This is a genomic window from Streptacidiphilus neutrinimicus (assembly GCF_000787815.1).
Lineage (GTDB): Bacteria > Actinomycetota > Actinomycetes > Streptomycetales > Streptomycetaceae > Streptacidiphilus > Streptacidiphilus neutrinimicus.
Genome location: NZ_BBPO01000027.1, coordinates 1 through 12,827, shown reverse-complemented (window position 1 = coordinate 12,827; position 12,827 = coordinate 1). Strand labels below are relative to the sequence as shown.

The window sequence follows — 12,827 nt, the reverse complement described above, 5'->3', positions numbered from 1 at the left end:
CCGACCGGGATGTTGGTGATCAGCGGCTGGACCGGGCCCGGGTCGGTGAAGAAGTCGTTGCCCTTGTCGTCCACCACGATGAACGCCGGGAAGTCCTCGACCTCGATCCGCCAGACGGCCTCCATGCCGAGCTCCGCGTACTCCAGGACCTCGACCTTCTTGATGCAGTCCTGCGCGAGGCGCGCGGCCGGGCCGCCGATCGAGCCGAGGTAGAAGCCGCCGTGCTTGCCGCAGGCGTCGGTGACCTGCTGGGAGCGGTTGCCCTTGGCCAGCATGACCATGGAGCCGCCGGCGGCCTGGAACTGGTCGACGTAGGAGTCCATGCGGCCGGCCGTGGTCGGGCCGAAGGAGCCGGAGGCGTAGCCCTCGGGGGTCTTGGCCGGGCCCGCGTAGTAGACCGGGTGGTCCTTCAGGTACTGCGGCATGCCGTCGCCCGCGTCCAGGCGTTCCTTGATCTTGGCGTGCGCGATGTCGCGTGCCACGACCAGGGTGCCGGTCAGCGAGAGGCGGGTCTTGACCGGGTGCTTGGTGAGCTCGGCGCGGATCTCGTCCATCGGTCGGTTGAGGTCGACGTTCACGACGTCGTCGGACAGGTGCTCGTCCGTGGTGTCCGGCAGGAAGCGGGCCGGGTCGCGCTCCAACTGCTCCAGGAAGACGCCCTCGGCGGTGATCTTCGCGACCGCCTGGCGGTCGGCGGAGCAGGAGACCGCGATGGCGACTGGCAGCGACGCGCCGTGGCGCGGCAGCCGGACCACGCGCACGTCGTGGCAGAAGTACTTGCCGCCGAACTGAGCGCCGATGCCCAGCTTCTGGGTCAGCTCGAAGACCTTCTTCTCCAACTCCAGGTCACGGAAGCCGTGGCCGCTGGGGGAGCCCTCGGTCGGCAGCGTGTCCAGGTAGTGCGCGGAGGCGTACTTGGCCGTCTTCAGCGCGTACTCGGCGCTGGTGCCGCCGACGACGATCGCCAGGTGGTACGGCGGGCAGGCGGCCGTGCCGAGGGAGCGGATCTTCTGCTCCAGGAAGGCCATCATCGAGGCCTCGTTCAGGACCGCCTTGGTCTCCTGGAACAGGAACGACTTGTTCGCCGAGCCGCCGCCCTTGGCCATGAACAGGAACTTGTAGGCGTCGCCGTCGGTCGCGTAGAGCTCGATCTGCGCCGGCAGGTTGGAGCCGGTGTTCTTCTCGTCCCACATGGTCAGCGGGGCCATCTGCGAGTAGCGCAGGTTCAGCTTGGTGTACGCGTCGTACACCCCGCGCGAGAGCGCCTCCTCGTCGCCGCCCGAGGTGAGGACGCCCTGGCCGCGCTTGCCCATGACGATCGCGGTGCCGGTGTCCTGGCACATCGGCAGCACGCCGGCCGCGGCGATGTTGGCATTCTTCAGCAGGTCGAGCGCGACGAACTTGTCGTTCGGGCTCGCCTCCGGGTCGTCGAGGATCCGGCGCAGCTGGGCCAGGTGGGCCGGGCGCAGGTAGTGGGAGATGTCGTGCATGGCCTCGGCGGCCAGCAGGCGCAGGGCCTCCGGCTCGACCTGCAGGAAGGTGCGGCCGTTCGCCTCGAACGTGCTGACGCCCTCGGAGGTGATCAGCCGGTACGGGGTGTCGTCCTTCCCCAACGGGAGCAGGTCGGTGTAGGCGAACTCGGGCATGGGCGGACAGTCCTTCACAGGTCAGGCGTCGTCGTCGGCGCGCCTTCCAGGGTATCGAGCGGTCCGACGGCCTCCCCGGGCGGTGCCACGAGGGTGCTCGGGATCACACGTCACTGGTCACTCGACGGGACGGCTGACTATCCTCGGGCCGTGGACAACTCCTCGTCGTCAGCACCGGAGCCGGACCGTCTCCCGGAGACGACTCCGCATAACCAGCCTGCTCCGAAGCCCGCCGAGCAGCAGCGGGGCGGGTCGGCCGGTCGGCCGTTCGCCGAGCCGGCCGAGGGCGACATGCGCGCCTCGGACGCGGACCGCGAGCGGGTCGCCGAGGCGCTGCGCGACGCCTACGCGGAGGGCCGGCTCGACGCCGAGGAGCACTCGCAGCGTCTGGACGCCGCGTATGCGGCCAAGACTCTCGGCGAGTTGGTCCCGCTCACCCGCGACCTCCCGGTCCACGACGGGGTCCGGCCCAAGCCCGCCGCGGCGCCCGCCCCCGCGCAGGAGCCGGTCCCGGCCTCGGGGTCGAACGAGATCGTGGCGATCTTCGGCGGCTCGGTCCGCAAGGGCCGCTTCCGCGCCGGACGCTTCATGCGGGCCAGGGCGATCTTCGGCGGCATTGAGATCGACCTGACCGAGGCCGTCTTCGACGCGCCCGAGCTGGTCATCGAGGTCAACGCGATCTTCGGCGGCGTCGAGGTGAAGGTCCCGGACAACGTCTCCCTGCACGGCGGCGGCGCGGGCATCTTCGGCGGCTTCGACGTCCGCGAGGAGGAGGGCACGGACCCGAACGGTCCGGTCGTCACCATCCGGGGCAAGGCGGTCTTCGGCGGAGTCTCGGCGTCCAGGCGCCGCGGCGCCTGGCAGGCCCTCAAGGACCGACGCCGCCCGTAGGCGAACTCGCCGCAAATGTCCTTGTCTCTGCGCCTGCACGTTCTTTCGACGAATCGCCTTTTTTCGGCTGCTTCATTGTCAAGCGTCGTGCGAGCCAAAGGCTTTGTCATATGACAGTCTGTCGATCGGATTGTGTGCCGTGTGCATGAATCGGCGCGTGCCGGGGTAGATCCCGTTTCACATCGCACTGTCGCAGCGTCATCGTGGCGTCCCCCAACGCCCCGACGTTGCGCGCGAGTTCGTGTACCCTCCCCCCGGCCCGTCGTCAGGAGTGCGCCGTGCTGCATCCGATCGCGTCCCGTCAGGATGTCTTCCGCCCCAGCGTCGCGGGCAGCACGGTACCGGCGCGGCGTGGCCCGGATCCGGAGGACAACCCCTGGCACACGGGCGCGGCCTGCCGCCGCGACGAGGCGGGGCTCTTCTTCGCCCCCTCCAAGGAGCCGACGGCCGCGCGCCTCGCGCGCGAGGAGCAGGCCAAGCAGGTCTGCGCCCGCTGCCCCGTCCTCCTGGAGTGCCGCGAGCACGCCCTGGACCTCCCGGAGCCCTACGGCGTCTGGGGCGGCCTGACCGCCGCCGAGCGCCGGGTGATCCTGACCCGCCGTCGTCGCCACGACCAGGACCTCCGCATCGCGGGTTAGTCGTACGCCGAGGGGCGCGGGGAGCATTCCCCGCGCCCCTGTAGGTCGCGTTCACCTCCGAAGGCGTGAAGCCCCCGGACCGCTACTTGGCCCGGTCGAAGTCGATCGCGCTGTAGGCGCGGAGCTTCGACAGCCGGTGCACCGAGTCGATCTGCCGGATCGTCCCGCTCTTGGAACGCATGACCAGCGAGCTCGTCGTCGCCGTCTCGGACCGGTAGTGGACCCCGCGCAGCAGCTCGCCGTCGGTGATGCCGGTCGCGACGAAGAACACGTTCTCCCCGCTGACCAGGTCGTCCGTGTGCAGCACGCGGTCCAGGTCGTGGCCTGCGTCCAGCGCCTTCTGCCGCTCCGCGGCATCCTTCGGCCAGAGCTTGCCCTGGATCACGCCGCCCAGGCACTTGATCGCGCAGGCCGCGATGATGCCCTCGGGCGTACCGCCGATGCCGAGCAGCAGGTCGACGCCGGTGCCCTCGCGGACCGCCATGATCGCGCCCGCGACGTCGCCGTCGGAGATGAACTTGATCCGGGCGCCGGCCTCGCGGATCTCCTGGGCCAGCTTCTCGTGGCGCGGGCGGTCCAGCAGGACCACCGTCACGTCCTCCGGCAGCTTGCCCTTGGCCTGCGCGACGGCCCGCACGTTGTGCGCGACCGGGGCCGAGATGTCCACCACGCCCGCTGCCTCGGGGCCGGCGACCAGCTTGTCCATGTAGAAGACGGCGCTCGGGTCGAACATCGTGCCGCGGTCCGCCACCGCCAGCACCGAGAGCGCGTTCGGCATGCCCTTCGCGCAGAGCGTGGTGCCGTCGATCGGGTCCACCGCGACGTCGCACTCCGCACCGGTGCCGTCGCCGATCCGCTCGCCGTTGAAGAGCATGGGGGCTTCGTCCTTCTCCCCCTCGCCGATGACGACGACGCCGTTCATCGACACGGTGTGGACGAGCGTGCGCATCGCGCGCACGGCCGCTCCGTCCGCGCCGTTCTTGTCGCCCTTGCCGACCCAGCGACCGGCGGCCATGGCGGCGGCTTCGGTCACGCGCACGAGCTCGAGGGCGAGGTTGCGGTCAGGTGCCTCGGGGGCGACCTCCAGGGACGAAGGCATGCGGTTCTGGTGCTGCTCGGTCATCGATTTCCGTACCTCTCTGTACGCCGACGGCCGGAATGAGGGTGTTGTGATCGTATCTTCGACCTGGGCCGATGTCTGTGGCGCCCGGCACGTGAAGGCTACGCGCAGGGCACGGACCGGGCATGTCGGTGGCCTGCCGGGACCCCGCGGACGAGGGCGCCAGGGGGATGGTTCACCATGGTGGGGTGGCAACCGAGAACGTGACAGTGCGCAAGCGGCCGGGGATGGCCGCCAAATCCGTGCGCGACATGGTGTTGTCGCTGGCGGCAGTGCTGGCGGCCGGGATAGTGATCTACTTCTTCATTCCGCACAGCGGCGGCAACAGCGTGCGTCCCGTGCCGTACGCGGACTCGGTCCTCTCCGCCCGCCGCGCCGCGCCCTATCCGCTGCTGGCGCCGCCGCCGCAGTCCCTGCCCTCGGGCTGGAACGCCACCTCGGTCAACTACGACCCCTCCAACCCGGCCGCGGCCGTCTGGACGCTCGGCTTCATCGACCCGGCGGGCCAGTACGTCGCGATCGAGCAGAGCAACGCCCCGGCGGACTCCGTCATCCACGACGCGACCCTGGACGGGCAGAAGACCTCCGCGACGACGCTGGTCGACGGCACGACCTGGACCCAGTACCAGGGCAGCCGCTACCGGGCGATCGTGCTGGAGGGGGCCAAGGCTACGACGGTCGTGTACGGCACCGAGACCTTCGCCAAGCTGGGCGACTTCGCCGCCAAGCTCACCGACCACTGACGGTCGCCCCCGTACACAGCCGGGAGCGCCCGCCCGTCGTACACAGCGACGGTCCGCGGCAGGCCGTACACAGCCAGGAGCCCCGACCGGGCGGTACTCGGTCGGGGCTCCTGGCTGTGTACGGCCTGGGTCGGCTCAGACGGTGGTGACGACCTCGTCGTAGGCAAGGCGCGGGCTGCGCGGGTACCAGGCGTTCTCGCCCGGCTTGCCGATGTTCACCACCGCCAGGACACCGTGCTCGCCGTCGCGGAAGAACTCCTTGTTGATGCCCGCGGCGTCGAAGCCCGTCATCGGACCGGCGGCCAGGCCGGCGGCGCGGACGCCGATGATGAAGTAGCCGACCTGCAGGGCGGCGTTGAACGAGCCGGCCGCCTCGCGGACCGGGCGCTCGCCGAAGACGGCGTCCTTGGCCTGGGGGAAGTGCGGGAACTGCGTCGGCAGCTCCTCGTGGAACTCGTGGTCGGTGGCCAGGATGGCGACCAGCGGGGCGTTGGCGGTCTTCTCCTTGTTGCCGTCGAACATCAGGTCGACCAGGCGCTCCCGGGCCTCGGCGGAGCGGACCAGGACGACGCGCAGCGGCTGCATGTTCATCGAGGTCGGCGCGTACTTCACCAGGTCGTAGATGGCCTGGATCTGCTCGTCGGTGACGGGCTCGTCGGTGAAGGTGTTCGCGGTGCGGGCCTCACGGAAGAGCAGGTCCTGGGCCGCGGAGTCGAGAGCGAGGACGTCAGTCATGTTCACACCTCAGAAGAAGATCGGTCGCGGTGACCGGGGGGCGTCACCGCTGATCTCCAACGTAGGTGAAGCTTCAACTATTTCCCAAGCAGGCGACCGGCTGCGTGACGCGGCTCACTCCTCCTCGTCCGCCCCGCCCTCGTCCTCCGCGGCCTCGTCGCCCGCGTCGCGCTCCTCGTCCGCGGCGAGCGCGGCGTCCAACCGGGCGCGTGCGCCGTCCAGCCAGCGCTCGCACACGCGGGCCAGCTCCTCGCCGCGCTCCCACAGCGCGAGCGACTCCTCCAGCGTGCCGCCGCCCGTCTCCAGCCTGCGCACGACGTCGAGCAGCTCCTCCCGGGCCTGCTCGTAGCCCAGTACGTCCTGGCCGTTCGTCTGCGCGCCCGTCTTCGACCCGGGCCCTGTCTTCGCCATGCGCTCAGCCTAGGGAATGCGGCTGACATCGTGTGATGGCGCGACTAAGGTCCGGCCATGATCACTGTGCGCTCCGCCCTGCCCGACGACGCGCCCGAATTGGTGCGCCTGCGCGATGTCATGGTCGCCTCGATGAAGCACCTGCCGACCACGCCGGACCCCTCCGGCGGCTGGAAGCCGCTCGCCGAGAAGATCCTGCGCACCGCCCTGGACGGGGGCGACGCGAGCGGCCCCGTCTTCGGCGTCTTCGTCGTGGACGACGACGAGCGGCCCGGACGGCTCGCCGCCTGCGCGGTGGGCACGCTGGAGCAGCGGCTGCCGGGCCCCGGCCACCCCGACGGACTCTTCGGCTTTGTCTTCAACATCTGCACCGACCCGGACCGGCGACGCCGTGGCTACGCCCGTGCCTGCACCGAGGCGTTGCTGGCCTGGTTCGACGAGAAGGGCGCCACCCGGCTCGACCTCCACGCCAGCTCGCTCGGGCAGGACCTCTACCGCGACCTCGGCTTCACCGAGTACTCGACCGCGCTCTCGCGCACGACGCCGCGCTGACGCGCGTCCGCGCGGCGTCCGCGCCCGCACCTTCGGCGACACTTACTCCTTCGGCGAGGCCTCGCCGGACTCGCCCGCCTGGCCGGCCCCGTCCGCGTCGACCGTCCCGCGCGGCGTGCCCGCGTCGTCCGTCCCGCCCGGTGAGCCCGCCTCGTCTGTCCCGCCCGGTGTGCCCGCGTCGTTCGCGACGGTGCGGACCGTCACGGTGAAGGCCCCCTCGGCGACCCGCGCGCGCAGATCCTCGCCCACCGTCACCTCGCCCGGCGCGCGCACCACCGCGCCGCCGTCCGAGGTGCGCTGCAGCACCGCGTAACCGCGCTGCAAAGTCGCCGCGGGGGAGAGGGCGACCACCCGGGCCAGGGTGTGGTGCAGCTCCGTCGCGGCTCGGTCGAGGCGGTGGCCGAGCGTGCGGCGGGAGCGCTCGACGAGCGAGCGGACCTCTGCCGCGCGGTCGTCGATCAGCCGGTGCGGCGCGGCGAGCGCCGGACGGGTGCGGATGCTCGCGAGCCCCGCCTCCTCCCGGTGCAGGCGGCTCTCCATCGTCCGCCGCGCCCGGTCCCGCAGAGCGTGGACGCGCGCCAGCTCCTCCCGCACGTCCGGCACGACGCGCTTGGCGGCGTCCGTGGGCGTCGAGGCGCGCAGATCCGCGACGAAGTCGAGCAGCGGCTGGTCCGGCTCGTGCCCGATGGCGCTGACGACGGGCGTGCGGGCCTCGGCGACCGCGCGGATCAGCGCCTCGTCGGAGAACGGCAGCAGATCCTCGACGCTGCCGCCGCCGCGGGCGACGATGATCACGTCCACCTCCGAGTGGGCGTCGAGCTCCTTGATCGCCGTGATCACCTCCGGCACGGCGTAGGCGCCCTGCACGGGGACGTTCCGCACCTCGAACCGCACGGCGGGCCAGCGCCGCCGGGCGTTGTGCAGCACGTCCCGCTCGGCCGCGCTGGCGCGGCCCGTCACCAGCCCGATGCACTGGGGCAGGAACGGCAGCGGCCGTTTGCGCTCCGGGGCGAACAGGCCCTCCGCGCCGAGGCTGCGCTTCAGCAGCTCGAGCCGGGCCAGCAGATCCCCGAGCCCGACCAGCCGGATCTCCGCGGCCCGCAGCGAGAGCGTCCCGCGCGGCGTGTACCACTCGGGCTTCGCGTGGACCACGATCCGGGAGCCGGGCTGGATCAGCTGGGCGACGGGGTCGAAGACGGAGCGGTAGCAGGTGACCGAGATGGAGACGTTGGCGGAGGGGTCACGCAGCGTCAGGAAGACCACCCCGGCGCCCGGACGCGGACTCAACTCGGTGATCTGTCCCTCGACCCAGACCGCGCCGAGCCGTTGGATCCACCCGCCGATGAGCGCGGACACACGGCTCACGGGGATGGGGGAGTCGGGCGAGGTCTCGAGTGCCATGCCCCGAGGGTACGGGGAGGGGGTGACAGCGCCCGGGACGCTCTTCGGAGCGCTCGGGGGACCGCCCGCGCGCGGCCCGTACGGCGCGGTCCGCCGCAGGGGCGGACTGTAGGCTGGGCCACATGTCTGCTACCGCTGCTCGCCGTGTCCTGCTCGCCTCCCCGCGTGGCTACTGCGCGGGCGTCGACCGTGCCGTCATCACCGTGGAGAAGGCCCTGGAGCAGTACGGGGCGCCGATCTACGTCCGCAAGGAGATCGTCCACAACAAGTACGTGGTGCAGACGCTGGAGAAGAAGGGCGCGATCTTCGTCGACGAGACGGAGGAGGTGCCCGAGGGCAACATCGTCGTCTTCTCGGCGCACGGCGTCGCCCCCTCCGTCCACGACGAGGCCAAGGCCGGCAAGCTGGCGACCATCGACGCGACCTGCCCGCTGGTCACCAAGGTGCACAAGGAAGCGGTGCGGTTCGCGCAGGAGGACTACGACATCCTCCTCATCGGCCACGAGGGTCACGAGGAAGTCATCGGCACCATGGGCGAGGCGCCGGAGCGCACCCACCTCGTCGACGGCGTCGAGGACGTGGCGAACGTCAAGGTCCGTGACGAGTCCCGGGTCGTCTGGCTGTCGCAGACCACCCTGTCCGTCGACGAGACCATGCAGACCGTGGACGCGCTCAAGCAGCGCTTCCCGCTGCTGACCAGCCCGCCCAGCGACGACATCTGCTACGCGACGCAGAACCGCCAAGTGATCATCAAGCGGATCGCGGCCGACGCCGATCTGGTCATCGTGGTCGGCTCCAAGAACTCCTCCAACTCGGTCCGCCTGGTCGAGGTCTCCCTGGAGGCCGGCGCCAAGGACGCCCACCTGGTCGACTTCGCCGACGAGATCGACGAGGCCTGGCTGGAGGGCGTCTCCACGATCGGCGTCACCAGCGGGGCGTCGGTGCCGGAGATCCTGGTCCAGGGCGTGCTCGAGTGGCTCGCCGAGCGCGGCTACGGCGACGTCGAGACGGTCACCTCGGTCGAGGAGCACCTGCAGTTCTCCCTGCCCAAGGAGCTCCGCCGCGACCTGCGTACCGAGGCCGGCTCGGGCGGCGCGGAGTAACGGCGTACAACAGCGCCGGACGCCGGCGCCGACCGGGCCCCGAGCAGGGCGTCCGGTCACCGGTACGGCTGACGCGTGCCGACGAACCCGTCCGAGTTCCGGGCGGGTTCCCTCCACCGCACGTAGCGTGGGGTGCGTGACTGTCTTCGGAGTGGACATCGGCGGGTCCGGCATCAAGGGCGCGCCCGCAGACCTCGAGAACGGCCGGCTGGCACAGGAGCGCTTCAAGGTGCTCACGCCACAGCCCTCCGAGCCGCCGGCCGTGGCCGGCGCGGTGAGGGAGGTGGTGGAGCAGTTCGACTGGCAGGGGCCGGTCGGCATCACCTTCCCCGGCGTCGTGGTCGACGGCCACACGCGCACCGCCGCCAACGTCGACAAGGGCTGGATCGGCGCGGACGCCGCCGGGCTGTTCTCCGACGCGCTGGGCGGTCGCCCGGTCGCGGTGATCAACGACGCCGACGCGGCGGGCCTGGCCGAAGTCCGCTTCGGCGCGGGCAAGGGCCGCGACGGCGTGGTGCTGATGCTGACCCTCGGCACCGGCATCGGCAGCGCCCTGTTCGTGGACGGGGAGCTGGTGCCGAACACCGAGCTCGGCCACCTGGAGCTGCACGGCAAGGACGCGGAGAAGCACGCCAGCTCGGCGGCTCGCGAGAAGCACGACCTCTCCTGGTCGCAGTGGGCCTCGCGCCTGGACGACTACTTCGCCCACGTGGAGATGCTCTTCTCTCCGCAGCTGATCATCATCGGCGGCGGCGTCAGCCGGAAGGCGGACAAGTTCCTCCCGCTGCTCAAGCCCCTGCGCGCGGAGATCGTCCCGGCGCAGCTGCAGAACGACGCGGGCATCATCGGTGCGGCGATGCAGGCGTCCCGCCTGGCCACACTCGGCTGACAGGGGCTTTCGGCCGACAGGGTCCTCACGCGTCGGCCCGGGGACGGACCCGGAGGCGGACAGTTCCGCCGCGGACCCCTCCCTGGGCCGAGGCGACGCGCCCTGAACCGCGCTTGGCTAGAACTGGGCCTTCTTCCGCGCGTGCGAGAGCGAGAAGTGGCGCGCCACCACGATGGCGACGCTGAGCCCCGTCCCGGCGAAGAGCCAGCCCGCGTCCAGGGCGAGCGCCTCCGCGAGCCCGATCACGTGACCGCCCCAGCCGGGGCCGAGATCGGGACCGAAGAAGAGCAGCGCCAGTGCGAAGCAGATCGGTCCGCTGATCGGCGCCGCCGCCAGGTCGGAGGAGCGGACCTTGACGGACGCCTGGAAGCTTGCGGCGATGTAGACGAGGCCGAGCAGCACGCCCGAGCTGTCGAACAGCAGCGAGTCCAGTGCCCCGGCGGCCAGGCAGGTGACGAGGAGCAGCAGGCCGCAGCCGATCGCGGTCAGCCGCTGGGGGCCCCGGGCGGTCGGGGTCACCGGTCGGGCCGGTCGGACCACAGTCTCGGGCGAACGTGCGGGCTTGGGCAGGGCCATGTTCCGCTCCGTCCCGGGCTGTGCGCGGCTGGTTCGGTACTCCACGTGACCAACGTACGGTCGGATGAACGCCGGACAAGCGCACAGACACGCCGATCGGCGAAGCAGGGCACGTGATTGAGCCGTTCGGGCGTAACCGCTGCGAACCGTAGACTGGGGGGCTGTACGCTCTCGCCTCCTCGAACCGGGACTCACGCCACCATGTCGCTCACGATCGGAATCGTCGGCCTGCCGAATGTCGGCAAGTCGACCCTGTTCAACGCCCTGACCAAGAACGACGTGCTGGCGGCCAACTACCCCTTCGCCACCATCGAGCCCAACGTCGGCGTCGTCGGCGTGCCGGACCCGCGCCTGGACAAGCTGGCCGAGATCTTCGGCTCCCAGCGCAAGCTCCCCGCGACGGTCGACTTCGTCGACATCGCCGGCATCGTCCGCGGCGCGAGCGAGGGCGAGGGCCTGGGCAACAAGTTCCTCGCGAACATCCGTGAGTCCGACGCGATCTGCCAGGTCATCCGCGCCTTCAGCGACCCGGACGTGGTCCACGTCGACGGCAAGGTCTCGCCGAAGGACGACATCGAGACCATCAACACCGAGCTGATCCTGGCCGACCTGCAGACCATCGAGAAGGTCCTGCCGCGGCTGCAGAAGGAGGCGCGCCTGAAGAAGGAGACCGCCTCGCAGTTGGCGGCCGTCGAGGAGGCCCAGAAGGTCCTCGAGTCCGGCACCACCGTCTTCGCCGCCGGCCTCGACCTGGCCCCGCTGCGCGACCTGCACCTGCTGACCGCCAAGCCTTTCCTCTACGTGTTCAACGTGGACGAGGCCGAGCTCGCGGACGAGGACTTCAAGGACGCCCAGCGCGCGCTGGTCGCGCCGGCCGAGGCCATCTTCCTCAACGCGAAGATCGAGTCCGAGCTGATCGAACTGGAGGACGACGAGGCGCTGGAGCTGCTCCAGGAGATGGGCGTCGAGGAGCCGGGCCTGGCCACCCTCGCCCACGTCGGCTTCCGCACCCTCGGCCTGCAGACCTACCTCACGGCCGGCCCGAAGGAGGCCCGCGCCTGGACGATCAAGAAGGGCGCGACCGCGCCCGAGGCGGCGGGCGTGATCCACACCGACTTCCAGCGCGGCTTCATCAAGGCCGAGATCGTCTCCTACGAGGACCTGGTCGAGCTCGGCTCCATCGCCGAGGCCCGCGCCAAGGGCCGTGCCCGCATGGAGGGCAAGGAGTACGTCATGCAGGACGGCGACGTCGTGGAGTTCCGCTTCAACGTCTAGTGGCCCACCTAGCAGATCGTTTTCTGATCTGCAACCATGCAGGTCAGATGGGGTTCGATGCTTCCGTGTCGGACCCCATCGCAGTTCCCGTGCTGGATCGGTGCTGGATATCCTGACGCCTCGTCATCGCTGGTCACCCCTGGTCAGCCGCACCGTGCTGGATTCGTGCTGGGCGAAATTTGCGGAGCACGATGGTTGGAGCGACGTGGGTCGGCATGTGGTGGCGCAGTGAAGCCGGTGTGCCATCTGGCCGCGTGAACGCTTCTCGATCACGGGGTTACGGTCGTGCCAGTTCGCCTTATGCCCTTCGAGGACTGGTCTTCGACGACCGATCCTCCAGAAACGCACACGCTGCCTGGCGCTGACGTGTTGCCTGGTGTCCATGCACTCTTGGTCGCCACTGAACGAGCGGCAGCTCGCCCTCCTGACACGGATCGGCAGCGGCACGGACCCGATCACGTCCGCGAACCACGATCTGGCTCACTCTGCCAGGGCACTGCGTGATCGGGGACTGATCACGATGCCGCGAAGTGCCGGAAAGTGGCAGGCGACGATCACTGACGCGGGGCGCTACTACCTGGAGCACGGTCATCACCCCGACCGTCCACTGCTGCGCGCTCGCCAGCCCCGCCAGGCCGTTGCCCTCCGGCCGGAGCGGGCCGCAGAGGTCCAGGAGGATCCCCCCTCGCTCCGCGCCCGTCCGGCGCGCAAGGCTGCCGCGCGCCAGTCGACGCCGACACCAGAACCAGACACGACTGCGCCGGCAAGTGGGCACAGGAAGTCTCTGAACGCCGAGGGGGCGATGAAGCCGAAGGTCCGGGTGTCGCCGACCGAGGTGGGGCGTGCC

Annotated in this window: 13 protein-coding genes and 1 pseudogene; 8 read left to right on the top strand and 6 right to left on the bottom strand. The window is 70.6% G+C overall.

Annotation, left to right across the window (positions count from 1 at the left end; all coding sequences use genetic code 11):
* Positions 1 to 1,646: fumarate hydratase (locus TR48_RS43355; RefSeq protein ID WP_042368649.1), on the bottom strand; the 1,646-nt coding region annotated here is incomplete at its 3' end.
* A gap of 150 nt (positions 1,647 to 1,796) precedes the next feature.
* Between TR48_RS43355 and TR48_RS18570 the strand changes: the two genes are divergently transcribed.
* On the top strand, positions 1,797 to 2,537 hold the full coding sequence (locus TR48_RS18570) for a DUF1707 SHOCT-like domain-containing protein (RefSeq protein WP_042368647.1): 741 nt from the start codon (positions 1,797 to 1,799) through the stop codon (positions 2,535 to 2,537).
* Between the two features lie 278 nt (positions 2,538 to 2,815).
* Positions 2,816 to 3,175: a WhiB family transcriptional regulator gene (locus TR48_RS18565; protein ID WP_439654478.1), complete on the top strand. Its 360-nt coding sequence runs from the start codon at positions 2,816 to 2,818 to the stop codon at positions 3,173 to 3,175.
* A gap of 82 nt (positions 3,176 to 3,257) precedes the next feature.
* Here the strand turns inward: TR48_RS18565 and glpX are convergent, their stop codons facing one another.
* Complete coding sequence (gene glpX / locus TR48_RS18560; protein WP_042368645.1) at positions 3,258 to 4,298, bottom strand: class II fructose-bisphosphatase; 1,041 nt, start codon at positions 4,296 to 4,298, stop codon at positions 3,258 to 3,260.
* Between the two features lie 185 nt (positions 4,299 to 4,483).
* Between glpX and TR48_RS18555 the strand changes: the two genes are divergently transcribed.
* Positions 4,484 to 5,038, top strand: a complete 555-nt coding sequence (locus tag TR48_RS18555; RefSeq protein WP_236652210.1) for a DUF4245 domain-containing protein — start codon at positions 4,484 to 4,486, stop codon at positions 5,036 to 5,038.
* Between the two features lie 135 nt (positions 5,039 to 5,173).
* On the opposite strand, the gene TR48_RS18550 is transcribed toward TR48_RS18555, so the two are convergent.
* The gene (locus tag TR48_RS18550) at positions 5,174 to 5,773 is read right to left on the bottom strand and encodes a malonic semialdehyde reductase (protein WP_042368642.1); all 600 of its coding nucleotides are present in this window, start codon (positions 5,771 to 5,773) and stop codon (positions 5,174 to 5,176) included.
* Positions 5,774 to 5,887: 114 nt separating this feature from the next.
* Complete coding sequence (locus tag TR48_RS18545) at positions 5,888 to 6,184, bottom strand: exodeoxyribonuclease VII small subunit (RefSeq protein WP_042368640.1); 297 nt, start codon at positions 6,182 to 6,184, stop codon at positions 5,888 to 5,890.
* Between the two features lie 57 nt (positions 6,185 to 6,241).
* On the opposite strand from TR48_RS18545, the gene TR48_RS18540 reads away from it, so the two are divergent.
* Positions 6,242 to 6,736, top strand: a complete 495-nt coding sequence (locus tag TR48_RS18540) for a GNAT family N-acetyltransferase (protein WP_042368638.1) — start codon at positions 6,242 to 6,244, stop codon at positions 6,734 to 6,736.
* Between the two features lie 42 nt (positions 6,737 to 6,778).
* Here the strand turns inward: TR48_RS18540 and xseA are convergent, their stop codons facing one another.
* Positions 6,779 to 8,137, bottom strand: a complete 1,359-nt coding sequence (gene xseA / locus TR48_RS18535) for an exodeoxyribonuclease VII large subunit (protein WP_042368635.1) — start codon at positions 8,135 to 8,137, stop codon at positions 6,779 to 6,781.
* A gap of 122 nt (positions 8,138 to 8,259) precedes the next feature.
* Between xseA and TR48_RS18530 the strand changes: the two genes are divergently transcribed.
* A complete protein-coding gene (locus TR48_RS18530) occupies positions 8,260 to 9,240 on the top strand; it encodes a 4-hydroxy-3-methylbut-2-enyl diphosphate reductase (protein WP_170183541.1) in 981 nt (326 codons plus the stop codon).
* Between the two features lie 136 nt (positions 9,241 to 9,376).
* Positions 9,377 to 10,129: a polyphosphate--glucose phosphotransferase gene (ppgK, locus tag TR48_RS18525; protein ID WP_042368631.1), complete on the top strand. Its 753-nt coding sequence runs from the start codon at positions 9,377 to 9,379 to the stop codon at positions 10,127 to 10,129.
* A 117-nt stretch (positions 10,130 to 10,246) separates the two neighbouring features.
* Here the strand turns inward: ppgK and TR48_RS18520 are convergent, their stop codons facing one another.
* The gene (locus tag TR48_RS18520; protein ID WP_152628034.1) at positions 10,247 to 10,750 is read right to left on the bottom strand and encodes a DUF6542 domain-containing protein; all 504 of its coding nucleotides are present in this window, start codon (positions 10,748 to 10,750) and stop codon (positions 10,247 to 10,249) included.
* Positions 10,751 to 10,906: 156 nt separating this feature from the next.
* Between TR48_RS18520 and ychF the strand changes: the two genes are divergently transcribed.
* Together ychF and TR48_RS45610 are read left to right on the top strand one after the other, a co-directional pair.
* Positions 10,907 to 11,980: a redox-regulated ATPase YchF gene (gene ychF, locus TR48_RS18515; protein WP_042368630.1), complete on the top strand. Its 1,074-nt coding sequence runs from the start codon at positions 10,907 to 10,909 to the stop codon at positions 11,978 to 11,980.
* Between the two features lie 376 nt (positions 11,981 to 12,356).
* A pseudogene (locus TR48_RS45610) lies at positions 12,357 to 12,827 on the top strand (hypothetical protein); the annotation flags it as partial.